The 17,006-nt window shown below is 51.3% G+C and carries 16 protein-coding genes; 5 read left to right on the forward strand and 11 right to left on the reverse strand.

Annotation, left to right across the window (positions count from 1 at the left end; genetic code table 11):
- Nucleotides 1-20: 20 nt before the first annotated feature.
- Nucleotides 21-458 carry a MarR family winged helix-turn-helix transcriptional regulator gene (locus OCU14_RS04590; RefSeq protein ID WP_261809999.1) on the forward strand — a complete coding sequence of 146 codons (438 nt, stop codon included), beginning with the start codon at nucleotides 21-23 and terminating at the stop codon, nucleotides 456-458.
- Nucleotides 459-1,184: 726 nt separating this feature from the next.
- Here OCU14_RS04590 and pyrG read toward each other — a convergent pair.
- From pyrG to OCU14_RS04605, 3 genes are all read right to left on the reverse strand, one after another.
- The gene (pyrG, locus tag OCU14_RS04595; RefSeq protein WP_261810000.1) at nucleotides 1,185-2,792 is read right to left on the reverse strand and encodes a CTP synthase; all 1,608 of its coding nucleotides are present in this window, start codon (nucleotides 2,790-2,792) and stop codon (nucleotides 1,185-1,187) included.
- A gap of 168 nt (nucleotides 2,793-2,960) precedes the next feature.
- Nucleotides 2,961-3,611, reverse strand: coding sequence for a DNA-directed RNA polymerase subunit delta (gene rpoE, locus OCU14_RS04600; protein WP_261810001.1), 651 nt, complete (start codon nucleotides 3,609-3,611; stop codon nucleotides 2,961-2,963).
- A 44-nt stretch (nucleotides 3,612-3,655) separates the two neighbouring features.
- Entirely contained in the window at nucleotides 3,656-4,096 is a 441-nt protein-coding gene (locus OCU14_RS04605) for a YwiB family protein (RefSeq protein WP_057878861.1), read from the reverse strand.
- Between the two features lie 515 nt (nucleotides 4,097-4,611).
- On the opposite strand from OCU14_RS04605, the gene OCU14_RS04610 reads away from it, so the two are divergent.
- From OCU14_RS04610 to yidA (OCU14_RS04625), 4 genes are read left to right on the forward strand one after another with little or no spacing between them, the layout of a single operon-like run.
- Nucleotides 4,612-5,433: a lipoate--protein ligase family protein gene (locus OCU14_RS04610; RefSeq protein ID WP_261810002.1), complete on the forward strand. Its 822-nt coding sequence runs from the start codon at nucleotides 4,612-4,614 to the stop codon at nucleotides 5,431-5,433.
- Nucleotides 5,434-5,461: 28 nt separating this feature from the next.
- Nucleotides 5,462-6,841, forward strand: a complete 1,380-nt coding sequence (locus OCU14_RS04615; RefSeq protein WP_309296921.1) for an HD domain-containing protein — start codon at nucleotides 5,462-5,464, stop codon at nucleotides 6,839-6,841.
- Entirely contained in the window at nucleotides 6,831-7,640 is an 810-nt protein-coding gene (gene yidA, locus OCU14_RS04620) for a sugar-phosphatase (protein ID WP_261810003.1), read from the forward strand. Before OCU14_RS04615 ends, yidA (OCU14_RS04620) begins: the two co-directional genes overlap by 11 nt.
- A gap of 27 nt (nucleotides 7,641-7,667) precedes the next feature.
- Nucleotides 7,668-8,477 (forward strand): sugar-phosphatase, encoded by an 810-nt coding sequence (gene yidA, locus OCU14_RS04625; RefSeq protein WP_261810004.1) that lies wholly within the window; start codon nucleotides 7,668-7,670, stop codon nucleotides 8,475-8,477.
- Between the two features lie 278 nt (nucleotides 8,478-8,755).
- On the opposite strand, the gene OCU14_RS04630 is transcribed toward yidA (OCU14_RS04625), so the two are convergent.
- The 8 genes from OCU14_RS04630 to OCU14_RS04665 form a co-directional block, all read right to left on the reverse strand.
- Complete coding sequence (locus tag OCU14_RS04630; RefSeq protein WP_261810005.1) at nucleotides 8,756-9,493, reverse strand: class I SAM-dependent methyltransferase; 738 nt, start codon at nucleotides 9,491-9,493, stop codon at nucleotides 8,756-8,758.
- Nucleotides 9,494-9,518: 25 nt separating this feature from the next.
- Nucleotides 9,519-9,878: a DUF3899 domain-containing protein gene (locus OCU14_RS04635; RefSeq protein ID WP_261810006.1), complete on the reverse strand. Its 360-nt coding sequence runs from the start codon at nucleotides 9,876-9,878 to the stop codon at nucleotides 9,519-9,521.
- Nucleotides 9,879-10,485: 607 nt separating this feature from the next.
- Nucleotides 10,486-11,466: a ribose-phosphate diphosphokinase gene (locus tag OCU14_RS04640; RefSeq protein ID WP_057878868.1), complete on the reverse strand. Its 981-nt coding sequence runs from the start codon at nucleotides 11,464-11,466 to the stop codon at nucleotides 10,486-10,488.
- A gap of 83 nt (nucleotides 11,467-11,549) precedes the next feature.
- The gene (glmU, locus tag OCU14_RS04645; protein ID WP_261810007.1) at nucleotides 11,550-12,929 is read right to left on the reverse strand and encodes a bifunctional UDP-N-acetylglucosamine diphosphorylase/glucosamine-1-phosphate N-acetyltransferase GlmU; all 1,380 of its coding nucleotides are present in this window, start codon (nucleotides 12,927-12,929) and stop codon (nucleotides 11,550-11,552) included.
- Nucleotides 12,930-12,940: 11 nt separating this feature from the next.
- Nucleotides 12,941-13,780 carry a pur operon repressor gene (gene purR / locus OCU14_RS04650; RefSeq protein WP_083488559.1) on the reverse strand — a complete coding sequence of 280 codons (840 nt, stop codon included), beginning with the start codon at nucleotides 13,778-13,780 and terminating at the stop codon, nucleotides 12,941-12,943.
- 245 nt (nucleotides 13,781-14,025) lie between these two features.
- The gene (locus OCU14_RS04655) at nucleotides 14,026-14,823 is read right to left on the reverse strand and encodes a metal ABC transporter permease (protein ID WP_261810008.1); all 798 of its coding nucleotides are present in this window, start codon (nucleotides 14,821-14,823) and stop codon (nucleotides 14,026-14,028) included.
- Entirely contained in the window at nucleotides 14,816-15,514 is a 699-nt protein-coding gene (locus OCU14_RS04660; protein ID WP_261810009.1) for a metal ABC transporter ATP-binding protein, read from the reverse strand. Before OCU14_RS04660 ends, OCU14_RS04655 begins: the two co-directional genes overlap by 8 nt.
- Nucleotides 15,511-16,446, reverse strand: a complete 936-nt coding sequence (locus tag OCU14_RS04665) for a metal ABC transporter solute-binding protein, Zn/Mn family (protein ID WP_261810010.1) — start codon at nucleotides 16,444-16,446, stop codon at nucleotides 15,511-15,513. The genes OCU14_RS04660 and OCU14_RS04665 overlap by 4 nt, the downstream gene beginning before the upstream one ends.
- Nucleotides 16,447-17,006: the final 560 nt, after the last annotated feature.

The following is a 17,006-nucleotide window of genomic DNA, read 5'->3' on the forward strand; positions in this document are numbered from 1 at the left end:
ACAACAGAAAGGAGTGCGCCATGATCGATTTAGGTTATCTGGCTCAGGATATTTCTATCCTCCACCGTAAATATTACAAGGACACCAGCCCGATATTTAAGGACTTGGGGCTGAATCCAACGGCCGCCTGTGTCCTACTGACGGTCCACGAGCACCCGGCCATCAATCAAAGCCAAGTTGCCAAGACGCTGGTCATTGATAAAGGCCTCACCACCCGTGAGGTCAACAAGATTCAGGGTCTCGGCTACCTGACCAAGACTGCCGGGAGTGGCAAAACGCAACTCCTCAGCCTCACCCCGGATGGTGAAGCCGTCGTGGCCCAGGTTCAAGACATTCGTCGTAGCTGGTGGCAAGCCCGCTTCGACCAAACGGGCATCGATGCCAACAGCCCGTTGATCCCCGCGATCCAAGCCGCGGTGACCAACATCATCGACGATCCCAACGTTCCAGCAAAATAGAAGATTAACGCCTGTCGCCATTCCTTTTTGGGAGTGCGGACAGGCGTTTTATTTTACTTGTATAAATGTGTCCACTAACAGGCAACCATGGTGGTACGATTCGCCTTACCGGCCGGCAGTTCGGGGCTGGAACGGTGCGAACACAACTTGAAGCCTCGAAATCCCCGAGTCTTCAAGCTTGGTTTTCTCCTAAGCCAGCGAGAAAAACACTCACTGACTAAGGAGAACGACGCGCCTGAGCCCCGAACTGCCGGCCTCACGGCTTAGTATAGTAACATTATGGCAACAATTATCGATACCAACGCAGTTAAGTCAGATTGAAGTTACCTCGGATCATTTCAACTCAAACAACTTGAAACATCACTTCAGAGCAGCTGATAGTAGCCTGTCCGACGTATCTAAGAATCAAATTGTTAGATACTAAAAACGGGTAAGCACCACTTGGCCTCAGCCAGGTGATACTTACCCGTTCAGTACTTCAATTCAGTTATCTTTAGTTATGGTAAAGCACAGTCCTAGCCGGAGGAGGCCAGGGATGGAGCCGGCCGTGGTGGTGATGTTAGACCGAGTGCTTTTCTCGGCCTTACATCACGGGCGACTTTGAAGACCCGCGCCCCTGGCGGGGCTTCAAATCGAGCGAGAAGCCCGGGTCTCAGGCTGAAGCGTCCCCACAGCAGGCGGAATCCCTGGCAGCCGCAGGCGGCCAACTTGAACTAACCTAGAAAATTAGTCCTTAACTTCATCACTAGCAGCAGCGATAAAGTCGCGGAACAAGCCTTCTGGACGGTTTGGCCGGGACAGGAATTCTGGGTGATATTGTGAGGCCACGAAGAACTTCTTTTCAGGCAATTCAATCACTTCAACCAAGTGGTCATCAGGTGATGTCCCGGAGAAGACCAAGCCCTTAGCGGCCATTTCTGCCCGGTACTGGTTGTTGAATTCGTAACGGTGACGGTGACGTTCCTGAACAATCTCTTGATTGTCGTAGGCAGCAGCAGCGCGGCTACCAGCCTTCAACTTGCAAGGGTACAGACCCAGCCGTTGGGTCCCACCCATTTCGTGGACGTCAGCCTGATCGGCCATCAGGTCAATGATCTTGTGGCTAGTCTCAGGGTCCATTTCCGTAGAGTTAGCGTCCTTGTAACCGAGAATGTCGCGGGCAAATTCGATGCTGGCCACTTGCATCCCCAGACAAATTCCTAGGAATGGCACGTCTTGTTCCCGCACATACTTGATTGCCGTAATCATACCTTCGATCCCACGGTCACCGAACCCACCGGGAACGATCACACCGTCGGCATCGCCTAAGATATCCGCCACGTTATCTGGCGTAATCTTTTCGGCATCGATCATGTCCAAGTCAATCTTAGCATCGACTGGATAACCGGCGTGTTGTAAGGCTTCGGCTACGGAGATGTAGGCATCATGCAAGCCGACGTACTTTCCAACCAGGGCAATCTTAATCGTCCGTTTCAAGTTCTGCATGTGGTCTACCATCTTGGCCCATTGTGCCATGTCAGACTTAGGTGCATCTACCTTGAAGTGATCCAAGACAATCTGGTCCAAACCTTGTTCTTGTAACCGTAATGGGATGGAGTAGATCGTTGGCACGTCCATGGATTCGATGACGGCTGAAGGTTGAACGTCACAGAACAACGCAATCTTCTGACGCATATCCTCCGTAATGTGATTCTCAGTCCGGACAACCAAGATGTTTGGTTGAATCCCAATGCTCCGGAGTTCGCGAACAGAGTGTTGTGTTGGCTTCGTCTTCATTTCGTGAGCCGCATGCAACGTTGGCACAAGAGTCGTGTGAATGTAAACGACATTCTCGTCACCCACTTCAGACTTCATTTGCCGAATGGCTTCCAGGAAGGGTTGGGATTCAATATCCCCAACAGTCCCTCCGATTTCAGTAATCACGAAGTCGGCACCCAAAGTCTTGCCGGCCCGCATGATCTTTTCCTTAATCATACCGGTGATGTGAGGGATCACTTGCACAGTTGCTCCCAGATAATCACCGCGTCGTTCCTTTTCCAGAACTTCCGAATAAATCTTACCAGTCGTCACGTTTGAGAACTTGTTCAGATTGTTGTCGATGAAACGTTCGTAATGACCCAAGTCCAAATCAGTCTCGGTCCCATCATCGGTCACGAAGACTTCCCCGTGTTGATACGGGTTCATCGTGCCGGGATCCACGTTGATGTAGGGATCGAATTTTTGAATGGTTACGTTTAACCCACGGTTCTTTAATAACCGTCCTAGGGAAGCAGCTACGATTCCCTTACCTAGTGATGAAACCACGCCGCCAGTCACAAAAATATATTTGGTCATGTGCAAACTCCTTGTAAGATTATTTAGGGTGTAAAACTATAAAAAAACTCCCTATTCATTCGGAATAGGGAGCTACTTCACCGTTCAGTTGTCCTCACTACAAGTAGCAAGGAGCCCAAAAAACATACTAACTGTTTTTCGACTGTAGGTCAAGCAAACATTTTCAATTTACTTTTGATCGCTGTCTTCTTCGTCATCGTCGGCTTCATCATCGTCATCAGAGAAGTCGAGATTGTCGGTGTCATCGTCGTCCGGGGCTTCCATCTGAGAAAGCTGGTCTTCGATACCATCTGGGATGTCTTCCGAAGCATCTTCTTCGTCATCGTCATCGATGCCTAAGCCGGTCTGTAACTTGCCCAGGTCTGGCGTTGAACCGGTTGAATCGTCATCATCGTCGTCATCACTGGCGTACGAGGTGTCGTCATCTTCTGGATCATCGTCATCGTAATCGATTACGTCGTCGTCATCGGTCGTGTCAGCGAGGAAGGCGTTAACCTTCTTACGCTTCTTACGCTTAGGTTGATCTTCATCTTCCTCAGCGTGAACCGTCGCTTCATCGATGGATTCAAACGGATACCAAGTTCGCAGTCCCCAGAGGTTATCACCCAGAGAAATGAAACTACCATCGACATTTAAATCCGTATAGAATTGGGACAGCCGGTTACGAACTTCTGCGTCACTGTCGCCCAAATAGGCTTGCACGGCGTTTGCTAAGTCGGCAAATGCCATCACGTCACCGTGTTGAGACAAAATGGCGTGAGCAACTTCGATCATTGATAATTCCTTTTTATTCTGGCCCTCAAAGACTTTTAATTCCAAACTGGTGCACGTCCTTTCCACAGTCTACGAAATATGATACTCGTTTATGCCGTAAATTGCAATCGAATCTTGTAGTTCCCGACTAATTCTTCACCAGCATAGAGCAGGTAGTCAATCTTAACGTTTCCGCTAAATGGTCGCTCCTGAAAACTGGTCTCCAGATATGGCGTCACGGTCTCGATTGGCATGATGCCATAAGGCGTCTTGTAGCGCGCCGTGACCCGTTTGCCACTGATGAAATGTAACCGAAGCTCGGCCTCCGCGTTTCGCGTCAGGTGGACCTCACCTTCTGGCGTGAACTTCATCGTCACGGGTGTTTCCTTCCCCGTCTCTTGATCGGGTTCCAGGTAGCGAAGATAGAGATTTAAGCCCATCTGAACGAGCTGACCCTCCACATCTAAGCGGTAGTCGGAAACGTCTCCATCCTGTTTAATATGCGTTTCCAAGTGAATCATCACGGGCACCCCCGTTGATAACTGATCCATCTGCACACTCCCTTTCCGTGAATTGTCTGCGTTAATTATAGTTCATTTTTCATGGAAAACCTATTCTTTATACTTTAATTCAAGGTGAATTATATGCGAAGAATCTCACCTTCGGTGGGCAGGGATGACACCCTGTGGGGAACGGGCGAAGCCAAAGAACGGTCTTCGCCCTCGCCTGCAAGCCCCACCAAACCCGTGGGTCTCGCAGACGTCCCGTGCTGTAAGGCCGGAAACCCACCGGCCAAAACACCACCGACACAGGGTGACATCCCCGCCCGCCTACGGCTACGATCCAGCACTCAAGGTAATCTTAAATACCCTACCGTAATCAGCAAACTAATATTAATCGCTAATGATATTGGTATTGATCATTCGTAGTAACTATCAAGTTTTCTCCAAACACACGGAGCACAAATCTAGTCTAACCCCACCCCTACATCCCCAACCATGACGGGGCCTAAGTTTTCTAGTATAATGAAAACATTGAACCTAGACGACTGAAAGGGGGATGTCTCTTGGCACCATTTAATTTAGCGACCAACCGGATTCAGACGCTGACGACAGCCATTGCGGCCGAACAGAAGAATCAGGCTTTCGGCTACACCAATGCCCTGCTGGATCTAATCCCCCGGCTTAAACAGCCCATATTGCACTTCTGGACCATGCCGCCAACTGTCATCATGGGGATTAAGGATAAGCGGCTACCATACCTTACAGACGCTGTCAGCGCCATTCACAGCTATGGCTACGACCATGTTCTCCGGAATTCCGGCGGATTAGCCGTGGTGGCCGACGGCGGCATTCTAAATGTCTCGTTGTTTCAGCCCTTAACGACTCCTGCCCTTAGCGTGGCTGGGGCCTATGACCAGATGCTGGACCTGATGGCAGCCGCCTGGCCGGAACTCGACCTGGCCCATCACGAGATCACCCGTTCCTATTGTCCGGGTGACTACGATCTCAGCGTCAACAACCGCAAGATTGCCGGGATTTCGCAACGTCGAAGTCCGCACGCCATGGTGACCATGCAGTACCTCAGTGTCACCGGTGACCAGCTCACCCGGGGAAGTCTGGTTCGCGATTTCTACCGTGCGGGTCTTGGGGACCATCCCAACAATTGGAACTTTCCCGACGTCGATCCCGATGTCATGACCACCGTGGCGGATCTCCTGGGTCTTCCATTCACCGTGGAAGACGCCCAGCAACGGATCCTTGGGGCCTGCACCACGGCTGGACTCGACATCGGCCAAGGCAAATTAACCGCGGCCATGGCGACCCCTTGGTTTCAGGATCGTTTAGCCCACGCGACCGCCCTCATGGCGCGCCGCCAACCCATTTAAACGTTTAAATCAAGAAGGAGGAATCACTGTGAGTTACGCAACTGCTCGGTTACCCCGAGAAAAGGTCTTTCGCGACCCCGTTCACAACTATATTTACGTTCAACATCAAGTTATTTTAGACTTAATCAACACCCGTGAATTTCAACGGCTACGGCGTATCAAACAACTCGGAACCGCTTCGCTTATCTTCCATGGGGCCGAGCACTCGCGTTTCACCCACTCGCTGGGGGTCTATGAAGTCACCCGACAGATCTGTGATAACTTCCAACGCAACTATCCCATGGAAATCCCTGGTGACGGCGGTTGGGACGACCGTTATCGGTTAACGGCCTTATGTGCCGCTCTCTTGCACGATATCGGCCACGGCCCTTATTCCCACACCTTTGAACACATCTTCCACACGGATCACGAAGCCATTACCGCCGAAATCTTGACGTCACCGACCACCGAGGTTAACCAGGTCTTACGGCGCGTCAGCCCGACCTTCCCCGAAGAGGTTGCAAGTGTTATTCAAAAGACCCATCCGAACCCCCAGGTGGTTCAGATGATCTCCAGTCAAATCGACGCTGACCGCATGGATTACCTCCTGCGTGACGCCTATTTCACGGGAACCGAATACGGAACCTTCGACATTACTCGAATTCTGCGGGTCATGCGCCCTTACAAGGACGGGATCGCCTTTGCCATGAACGGGATGCACGCCGTCGAAGACTACATCATCAGTCGGTTCCAGATGTATCAGCAAGTGTACTTCCACCCGGTTTCCCGGGCCATGGAAGTCATCTTGGATCACCTGCTGGCCAGAGCCAATGAGCTCTACCAAAACGGTAATGAGGATGAGAGCTTCGTGCCCCATTTACTCTTACCATTCTTCAATCACGAGTTCGATCTCAAGGACTACCTGAACCTCGATGACGGAGTACTGACCACCTATTTCATTCACTGGCGTGATTCCGATGACGAGATTCTGGCCGACCTGGCTCACCGTTTCCTTGATCGAAAACCCCTGAAGAGTGTGATCTTCTCTGAAGAGACACAGGACCTGATTCCGCATCTCCGCGACCTCATCGCCTCGGCTGGATTCAACATCGACTACTACACGGCTACCGACAACAGTTACGACCTGCCTTACGATGATGCCTACGACCCGCGGGTCACGCATCCCCTAACGCAGATCGAACTTCAGGAACCGGATGGATCACTGCGAGAACTCTCAACAGTATCGGACCTGGTCAACGCGATTCGGGGTAAATTCTCTGGGGACCAACGTTTCTTCTTCCCTAAGGAAATGCTTAGCCCGGATAGTCACGATCCCGAGTTGTTCCAACCCATTTACGATGAATTCAAACAATACATTCAAAACAACCAGTTGATTCAGCCGAAGGAGACTGATCACCATGACCATTAAACTCATCGCCGTGGATATTGACGGCACCCTCCTCAACGAAAATGACGAGCTGACGCCTGGTACCATTCAGGCAATTCAAACGGCCCGTGACCGGGGTATCAAGGTGGTCTTGTGTACCGGGCGGCCGCTCACCGGGGTCACGCCATATCTGGACGCCCTTGGCCTGAACGGTGATGACCAATACGTCATCACTTATAATGGATCGATAGCCGAAACTGTCTCTGGTAAAGTGCTGACGAAACATTCACTCAGCTATAACGATTACGTTGATTTGGAAGCTCTCGCCCGAAAATTTCAGGTTCACTTCCAAGTTTTGACCCCCGATCACATCTACACCGCCGATCAGGACATCAGTCCCCACACAGTCACCGAGAGTCACTTCGTCCATCTCCCCCTCCGCTATCGAGCGGCGTCGGACATGCCTCGCGACCTCTTGATGCCCACGGCCATCTTCATCGACGATGCCCCCGTCCTTGACCAAGTTGAGGACCAATTACCCCGCGAGATTTACGATCGGTTCTACGTGGTGCGCACCATGCCCTACTTTATCGAGGTGCTCAGCAAAAATGTCAGCAAGGGCAACACGCTGGCCGAGCTCGCTGCGACCCTAGGGTTCACCGCCGCCGAAGTCATGGCGATCGGTGATCAGAACAACGATCTCCCGATGCTGACCTACGCCGGCCTCGGGGTGGCCATGGGAAACGCCAACGATGCCGTGAAGGCCGTCGCCGATACAGTGACGACGCCCAACACCGCCGATGGCGTGGCCACCGCAATTCAACGTTACGCCCTACCCTAACGACATGAAGGAGAATTGACGACTAACATGACAATTAAAATGATCGCCATTGATATCGATGGCACCTTACTCAATGAAAAGAACGAACTGGCTCCCGCCACTATCGCCGCGGTTCAAGCCGCTACGGCCAAGGGCATTAAGGTTGTGCTATGTACTGGCCGGCCACTGACCGGAGTTCAACCCTACCTCGATGCATTGGAACTGAGTGGTGACGACCAATATGCCATCACCTACAACGGATCGGTTTCCCAGACTGTTTCTGGGAAGATGATGACCAACCACTCTCTCAGTTACAACGACTTCATCGACTTGGAAGCTCTCGCCCGGAAACTCCAGGTCCACTCCCAAATCGAAACGCCCGACTACATCTACACACCCAACAAGGATATCTCGGCCTATACGATCGCCGAAAGTATGCTAGTGAAGATGCTCATCCGTTACCGGGCCGTTGGTGAAATCAGCCGCGACCTAACGATTTCTAAGGCCATGTTTGTCGACCACAAGGACATCATTGACCGCGTCAATGCCGAGATTCCACAAGAATTCCGGGACCGGTTCTACGTCGTTCAAAGCACACCATTCTTCGTTGAAATCATGAACAAGCAAGCTAGCAAAGGGAACACGCTGGGTGAACTCGCAACCAAGCTGGGCTTTACCGCCGATGACGTCATGGCCATCGGGGACCAAGGTAACGATCTGACCATGATCGAATACGCTGGTCTCGGGGTTGCCATGGGTAACGCCATCGACGAAGTTAAGGAAGCAGCACAGGTCACGACGCTTACCAACGTTGAAGACGGTGTCGCAGCCGCCATCCATAAGTACGTCTTAGACTAAATTTGTTTGGGTGCCGCCTACGGTGGACAAGGTTCCGTCCTGTGGGGCCCGGAAGAAGCCAAAGTGCGGTCTTCTTCCTCGCTTTAAGCCCCACCAAAAACGTGGGTCTTAAAGTCGTCCCGTGCCGTAAGGCCGGAGGTTCACCGGCCAAACACCACTGACACAGGATTCCACCTTGTCCTCCTCCGGCTCAAACTTAATATGCTACATGTAAAATAAATAGACGCGTCACTATCAATTATTTCTGGTAGTGGCGCGTCTATTTTCTTGTCATCACTTTATTTGATTGTCGCCGTTTTTCCTTTAACCGCCCGAATCACGTAACTGCCCTGCCAAGGCCCGGTCCACCAGCCATCAAACCCAGCCGACTTGGACAGCAAGACCTGACAACCAGCAGCCTCCAAAAAATTTTGGTAGCCGCGGCGGTGATGTTCTGTATCAACAATGAGCAGTTCACCACCCGGTTTTAAGACCCGAACGGCTTCCTCTAACGCCTGATAACGTTTAGCTTTGGGTTTAATATTGTGCACCGCAAAGCTGGTAGTGACGACGTCAAAACGGTTGTGATCATAAGGCAAATCCACCATATCCGCCGTCACCAAGGTTACGCGATCGGCAACCCCCAAAGCTGCCATATTTGCCATCGTTGCCTGTTGGGAATTCTGTGATTGGTCTCGTGACCGCCAGAGATCGACGCCCACGGCCCGACCGGTTACCGACAACTCTTGGGCCACGCGGCCCAATACGGCACCATGCCCACACCCCAGATCCAGGACCTGAGCGTTCGGGTCAATCGGAATCTGACTCAATAACCGTTCCCAAATGCTTTTCTTTCCCCGTAGTGATGTGTGTAAGAAGATCCCGGTCCCAGCCACGAAAATTAAACCAACAACGATATCCCAAAACCGTCCTATCGCGCTTTGTTCCCAGAAAAAACTACTGAAGAAAAAAAGCGCCGCAACCAAATAAAACATTGGAATTACGGGCGCATCAATACCAGACGTCACTCTTTTCATTTTAATTCGCTCCCCTAAGTGAATTTTATAGCAGTGTTAAAATAATGCCGATAATCACGTACACCCCACCAGAAACCAATCCGTAACGGGCAAATCCATTCACCACGATCGGCGAGTTTTTCACCGTCGCCACGTGACGCACGTCGATTTTCTTTTCGCGTTCCTCTTTGGTTACCGGATCCCCTTTACGTCGTCGCCGACGCCACCCGGTAAACAAATGACCCTTGGCTAATACCCCAATCATCCCCAGGACCAGCAGTGCCAGCCCAATCATGAAGAGTAAGTTGCCAATGACCATTAAGGGTTGTTTCAAGATGCGCATTACTAACGCAACAATCAGTCCCACAGCTAAGGTGCCTGTGGTCCAGCGCTGCCAATTTGTCATGGCAGTTGCTCCCTTCAAATTTTAAATTTACACGTGACTTCCATTGTGTCGTCCGCCTACGGCAACCAGACGCCACCCTGTGAGGCAGACCTGAAGCCTGAGAAACGGTCTTCAGGACAACCTTGGCCCTCGAAAAACACGAGTTTCAAAGTTGGCCGTGCTCTAAGCCTCGGCTAAGACCACCGACACGGGGTTCTGTCTGGTTTTCTCCGGCTAGGAATAGTGTACATCCCAAAAACATCGGTGCCTTCTAACCACCCTGATCACGTAATACTGATAATTATCCAGCAATCGAAAGTCGAGTTTAAACGCATTCAGCTGGTCAGTCGATCTTAGCCGGAAGTGGACAGGGACGATACCCTGTGTCGGTGGTGTTAGGTCGGCGATTTATCCGGCCTTACACCACGGGACGTTCTCGAGACCCACGTTTTTTGTGGGGCTTGAGAGCGAGGTTGAAGACCGACCTTTGGCTTCGACCGTTCCCCATAGGGTATCGGTCCTGTCCACCGCAGGCGGCAAAAGATCACCACCACATGTAGTTAGTCTAACCTATTTTAGCAAAAAAACTTGAGCCGTGTGCACCACGACCCAAGTTTTTTCAGTTTCTTTATTGTTCTGCGGACCGGAAACGGTTCTTGAACAACGGGCTAACTGGCCGGTTTTCGTTAATCCGCTTGATGGCTTGGCCAATCAGGGGACCGACGGAGATTTGTTGAATCTTGTCAATTTGCTTGTCTGCCGTTAATTGAATGGAGTCCGTCACCACTAATTTCTTAATTGGGGACTTTTCGATTCGTTCAATGGCTGGACCCGAGAGAACGGGGTGGGTACAACTTGCGTAGACCTCGGTAGCGCCGGCATCCATCAGGGCTTGTGAACCCAATGTGATCGTTCCGGCGGTATCGATCATGTCATCAATCATGATGCATCGCTTACCCTTGACATCCCCGATAATATTCATGATCTCGGCAACGTTGGCTCTAGGCCGCCGCTTGTCGATAATGGCAATTGGGGCCTTCAAGAATTCTGCCAATGCCCGGGCACGGGTGACCCCACCATGGTCTGGTGAGACCACAACAGCGTCCTTGTCTAACCCGTTGGTCAGGAAATAATCGGCTAACAGTGGGGCACCCATCAAGTGGTCCACTGGAACGTCGAAGAATCCCTGAATTTGAGCGGCATGCAAGTCGAGAGCCAGTACCCGCGTTACGCCAGCCGTTTGTAGCATGTTTGCCACTAATTTGGCCGTAATTGGTTCGCGAGACCGGGCTTTTCTGTCCTGTCGGGCGTACCCGTAATATGGAATGACCACGTTGATAGTGGCCGCACTTGCCCGTCGTAAAGCATCAATCATGATCAATAATTCCATCAAATTATCGTTGACTGGTGCCGACGTGGATTGAATCACGTAGACGTGACAACCACGGACACTTTGCTCGATATTAATCCGAATTTCACCGTCACTAAACCGATCCACCGAAGTTTTCCCTAATTCAACACCAACCTCGCTAGCGATCTTTTCCGCTAACGGCTTGTTAGAGTTTAACGCAAAAATCTTTAGTTTAGGGTCAAAATATTGCGTAGCCATAATTTCCTCCAATAGCAACTAAACTGCCAGAATTTACTATAATAATTTTATGCTATCGTGTCGTGAAACACAAGACCCTCGCTCTAATCTTCACCGCGATACGGGAGTTTCTGGTAATAATTAGGCTTATTGGTCTGGCGTTGACGCGCGATGGCCATGTCATATTGCTTTAAGTCGTCTGTAATTGTTGATCCAGCAGCCACAAAACTGTGGTCCGCCACATTCAATGGGGCGATCAAGTTTGAGTTTGACCCGATGAAGGCGTCATCCCCCACGACCGTCTCGTGCTTGTGTTGCCCATCGTAGTTCACGAAGATGACCCCACAGCCGATGTTGATGTGCTTACCCAGCTTGGCATTACCCACGTAAGTCAGGTGACCCACCTTGGTGCCCTCGCCAATCGTGGCCTTCTTGACCTCGACGAAATTCCCCAAGTGAACCTTAGGCCCAATGTGTGATTCTGGGCGTAAATGACTGTTAGGGCCAATGTCACTGCCACTAGCCATCGTAGAATCTTCCAACAGAGAAGAAGTGACGGTGACATGGTCAGCTAACGTTGAGTTCCGGATCTCGGAGTGAGCGCCGATGTAGCAATCCTCGCCAATGACGGTAGATCCCTTCAGGACCACGCCGCCTTCAATAATGGTGTCGGAACCAATCTTGACACCGGCATCAATGTACGTCGTGTCGGGATCGATTAACGTGACCCCGTCGCGCATGTGTTGTCGGTTGATCCGGTTACGCATGATCTTCGTGGCGTTGGCCAAGGCAACACGGTCGTTAACCCCCATGGATTCATCGAAGTCCGCCATTTGGTAAGCGGCCACGATATCTCCCTGTTGCTTCAAGATTTCGATGACGTCGGTCAGGTAGTATTCACCCTGAGCGTTGTCGTTAGACGTTTGGTGTAAGGCCGCAAACAACTTTTGGTTGTCGAAGACGTAAACCCCAGTGTTAATTTCATGGATTTCCTGTTCCTCAGAACTGGCATCCTTTTGTTCCACGATCTTTTCAACGATACCAATGTTGTTCCGCACGATCCGACCGTAACCGGTTGGGTCTGGGGCAACAGAGGTTAAGACCGTTGCGGCCGCGTGCTTGGCTTCATGGTAGGCAAAGAGGTCTTCAAACGTTTGAGCCGTAAATAATGGCGTGTCCCCACTCACGATAAGCGTGGTGCCGGCTTCATCCTTCAAGAGTGGTTCGGCCTGTAAGACGGCATGGCCCGTTCCCATTTGTTTGGCCTGAAGTGCGTATGCCGTCCGGTCACCTAACGTGGCCTTGACGTCATCGGCACCGTAGCCCACGACCGTCACGATTTGATCCATCTGGGTCTTCTCTACCTGCGTGAGAACGTGGTCCACCATGGCTTTGCCGCAAACCTGATGTAAGACCTTGTATAACTTTGACTTCATCCGCGTGCCCTTACCAGCCGCGAGGATAATCGTATTTCTCGTGTTCATTCCGATATCTCCTAGTTTAATTGATTATTTTCGGCACCAAAAATTTGGGTCAAATAGTTCCCTGGTGTCACCCGGATCTGTTCGTCCTTTGTGTGGATCTTTAAGAGTGACGTGTACTTGGTCACGGTCCGTTGTCCCTCGAAGTCGCCTTCCGCAAACACGGCAACCCCGGCGAGCTGTGAATCGAATTCATCAACTAATGAACGCAACCCACCCACGGTACCGCCGCCCTTCATGTAGTCATCGACTAGCAGAACTTTGGAACCGGGCTTAACGCTACGCTTGGACAAGGCCATCCGTTCGATACGTTTCGTCGAACCGGAGACGTAGTTCACGCTGACCGTGGACCCTTCGGTAATCTGAGAATCATGCCGCACAATGACAAAAGGCACGTTCAGATAGCTGGCCACGCTCTGGGCCAAAGGAATTCCCTTGGTTGCCACCGTAACGACCACATCAACCGACTGGTTCAGGTACTGCGTCGCCAAGATACGGCCAATTTGCCGCAAGGCAGCTGGCCGGCCGAGGATGTCGGACATATAAACGTAGCCACCCGGCAGGTAACGATCGGCTTCGGACAGTTCCGTAATCATTTCGGATACGAATTGTTCGGCTTCTTCTTTTAAAATGTACGGAATAAACCGTGCACCACCGGCAGCTCCGGGAACGGTCTCCAGCAACCCGGTTCCCCGCGTCTGAAAAGCCCGTTTCAAGATCGTCAGATCTTCACTGATGGAAGACTTGGCCGACCCATATCGCTCTGCAAAAAAGGTCAAGGACACCAATTGATGCGGACGTTCTAACAAATACCGGGTCATATCGACCAGACGGTCACTTCTTCTGACTTTCAACCTCTTCACCTCAACTATTATTTAGTATTAATTGTACCGCCAATTTTAGCATAAATGTTCGGGTTTTTCGTTACATTTCGGTGAGAATTAGGAAAAAGAGCCAAATTTTAAAGAATGTATGGATATTTGGCAGCTTTCAACGTATTTTTTGCTTTTCACGATTCAATACAGGTGATTAACTAAAAATGACCCACCACAGGGGTGAGCCATCGATCTTTTCACATTCATTTTCTTAGATTGTCCCCTTATTCCGCCGTCTGAAGTCGTTGCCAACCCAGTGCGACAAAGTAGAAGATGGCCTCAATGGCCGCGATAAAGAAGGAAACCGGGTAATTCGTGAAGTAACTCAACGTCAGTCCGCTCCAGACACCGATCAGGGCCAAGGCAATGGCCAAGACCATCATCCCCCCCACGGTGTGGGCAAAGTACTTTGCCGTCGCGGCCGGTAAGGTCAACAGGATAAAGATCAACAATGACCCGACGATCTGGGCCGCGACACTCACACTCAGAGCCACTAAGACTAAGAACGTAATTGATAAGGCATTGGTCCACAAACCTTTAACCCGGGCCCCGGTATGGTCAAACGAATCAAACTTCAGAAACCGGTAGAGCACAAAGACTACAATCAGCACCACGAGAGACAACCAGAGCATCTGGCGCACGTCACTGACACTGATGCCAATGACACTCCCGAAGAGAATGCTGGTGGCATAACTGGCATTCTTGTTGGCCAGAGATAAGAACAGAATCCCCATCCCAATGAAGAGTGCCGAGATGGCGCTGGTGGCTGCCTCCCGACGTTCCGAACGAGCTGAGAGCTGGCCGACAATGACCGAACTCACCACGGTAAACAGCAACATCCCATTGAGCGGTGCCCAACCGGCGAAGACCCCGAAGGCCGCGCCAGAGAACCCAATTTCAGACAGGGTGTGCGTCAGAAAGGACATGTTCCGGGCGATCACGAAGACCCCCATAATGCCACAGATCACGGCAATAATGGTCCCGGCCGCGAAGGCGTTGCGCATAAATTCATAACTAAACATTTTCGCCCTCCCAAACCTTGTCGTCTGTCAGCTGAGAAATTGGCCCCTGTTCAACCTTGCCGGGGGTCATCATGAGATATTGATGCGTATATTTCTGAGCCATGGGAATATCGTGGGTCACGAAGAGCACGGTCAGATTCAACCGTTGATTCAATTCGGTCACGAGGTCCAACAGCTCCGTCTTGGTCACGGGATCCAAGCTAGCGGTCGACTCGTCCAAGATTAAGAGGTTAGGCGCCTCCACGAGGGCTTGTGCCAGGTAAGCCTTCTGCTTTTCCCCACCCGATGCCTGGCCAATGGGCCGGTTCGCTAATTCAGTTAAGCCAGTCTGTTCAATGATGCGTTGAACCTTGACCCGCTCCTTAGCCGACAGCCAAGGTAACTTCCAACCGGTCAGGTTAAGCCCGATAAAATCCCGAATCGTCAGCGGATAATCGGCATCGATGTTCCGAAATTGAGGAACATAGCCGATCCGCACGTCGTTGACGCTAGGCAGATAGGTCACCTTGCCTTGCGTTGGCCGTAATTGATGCAGTAAGGTCCGCATCAAGGTGGTCTTGCCGACCCCGTTCTTCCCGATAATACTCCACACCTCACCTTGGCGAATCGTCAGGTTCAGGTCGCTGAAGACGGGATTGTTCGGGAACGTCACGCCGAGATGGTCTAATTTTAAAATAGGTGCATTGGTCATGCGCGACCCTCCTGTTCTTGAATGCGTTGCACCTGGCGATACTGCTTGAGCATCCAGGTCCTATAACTCTGGTGAACCGGCATGGTCTCGGTCACCTTGACCACGGGAATGTGGTGTTTCTTGGCGAGTTGTACCATCGCCGTCACATTTTTACTGGTATTTTGCGTATTTTCAACGAAAAAGGCAATCCGATGATGCTTGATCTGATCCTGCAGTTGGGTGATATCTGCCGGTGTCGGGTCACTATCTTCCTCGATTGACTGGGCAAAATGCGAATCACTAACCCGGTAACCCATGGCACTCAGCGCCAAGTCAAAGACGGGTTCACTGACGGCCACGCGCTGATGATGGCTATTCTTAGAAATAGCGGTCGCCAACTTAGGCAGTTCATCTAGCTGAGCCTCATAAGCTCGTCCGCGCCGGCGGTAATCGGCGGCGTGCTTCGGATCAATCTTACTGAATTGGGTCACCAAGTGCCGGGTCACCTTCACCATCGTGGTTGGGTCGGTCCATAAGTGGGGATTATCCCCGAGTTTCTTACCCATCAGATGACCAATCGACAGGGACTTGGTCTGAGCGTCGTTATTAGCGGCTACAACCCGGTCCATCCAGCTATCGTAACCTAGGCCATTCTCAATGACCACATCGGCCTTAGCGACCGCCTTAGCCGTCTTCACGTCCGGCTCATAACTCTCGGCGTCGATGCTGGGACTGTTGATCACCGTGGTGACCTGACCCTGGTTGCCCAGGATCGCCTTGGCCGCCTCACCGTAGAAGCCCAGTGTGGCCACGACTCGAATTTTATTGCTTTTGTGTTGGACCGTCGGGGCTGCCGAGCAGCCACTCAGGGTGACCCCTACTAAAATCAGGGCCAATAAGACCATGATCCCGAACCCACTAAATTGTCGTTCCCTGCGTCGCAAACTCGTCATCTCTTTTCTCGCTCATTTATGTAAATGGTAATGATTACCGTTTAATATCTTACCAGATAATGTAAGCTTGTCAACCGGGTTTAAGACTTTCCTAATGTTACCTTAATCGTTTGAAATTGTTCACTATCATAGTTGCTATCATGGGTCGCCTGCGGCCACCAGACGCCACCCGGTGGGGCAGACCTGAAGCCTGAGAAGCGGTCTTCAGGGCAACCTTGGCCCTCGAAAACCACCAGTTTCAAAGTTGGCCCGTGCTCTAGGCCGGGACAGAACCCCGACCAAGACCACCGACACGGGGTTCTGTCTGGTGACCTCCGGCTGGAGATCATTAGCAAGCAATGAGATGTATTTCATGAAAAAATCCATAGCTGGCGGCGATCCGTCGATTCTGAAACCAAAACTACTCGTGACAACTTACAGTCATTAAAATCTGGAACTTTGCAAGATTAATCACACCATTCAGCACCCCCGAAAAACCATTCTGAATGTCGTTGAAGACTGCTCCCCTAGCCGGAGGAGGCCAGAGATGGAGCCGGCCGTGGTGAGAATGTTAGACCGAG

The sequence above is a fragment of the Levilactobacillus humaensis genome (assembly GCF_024345185.1).
Lineage (GTDB): Bacteria > Bacillota > Bacilli > Lactobacillales > Lactobacillaceae > Levilactobacillus > Levilactobacillus humaensis.

Excerpts from the sequence above, each read along its gene's own strand:
- OCU14_RS04590 (WP_261809999.1), top strand. The coding sequence starts at position 21 with ATGATCGATTTAGGTTATCTGGCTCAGGATATTTCTATCCTCCACCGT.
- pyrG (WP_261810000.1), bottom strand. The coding sequence starts at position 2,792 with ATGACCAAATATATTTTTGTGACTGGCGGCGTGGTTTCATCACTAGGT.
- OCU14_RS04605 (WP_057878861.1), bottom strand. The coding sequence starts at position 4,096 with ATGGATCAGTTATCAACGGGGGTGCCCGTGATGATTCACTTGGAAACG.
- yidA (WP_261810003.1), top strand. The coding sequence starts at position 6,831 with ATGACCATTAAACTCATCGCCGTGGATATTGACGGCACCCTCCTCAAC.
- yidA (WP_261810004.1), top strand. The coding sequence starts at position 7,668 with ATGACAATTAAAATGATCGCCATTGATATCGATGGCACCTTACTCAAT.
- OCU14_RS04630 (WP_261810005.1), bottom strand. The coding sequence starts at position 9,493 with ATGAAAAGAGTGACGTCTGGTATTGATGCGCCCGTAATTCCAATGTTT.
- OCU14_RS04635 (WP_261810006.1), bottom strand. The coding sequence starts at position 9,878 with ATGACAAATTGGCAGCGCTGGACCACAGGCACCTTAGCTGTGGGACTG.
- OCU14_RS04640 (WP_057878868.1), bottom strand. The coding sequence starts at position 11,466 with ATGGCTACGCAATATTTTGACCCTAAACTAAAGATTTTTGCGTTAAAC.
- glmU (WP_261810007.1), bottom strand. The coding sequence starts at position 12,929 with ATGAACACGAGAAATACGATTATCCTCGCGGCTGGTAAGGGCACGCGG.
- OCU14_RS04655 (WP_261810008.1), bottom strand. The coding sequence starts at position 14,823 with ATGTTTAGTTATGAATTTATGCGCAACGCCTTCGCGGCCGGGACCATT.
- OCU14_RS04660 (WP_261810009.1), bottom strand. The coding sequence starts at position 15,514 with ATGACCAATGCACCTATTTTAAAATTAGACCATCTCGGCGTGACGTTC.
- OCU14_RS04665 (WP_261810010.1), bottom strand. The coding sequence starts at position 16,446 with ATGACGAGTTTGCGACGCAGGGAACGACAATTTAGTGGGTTCGGGATC.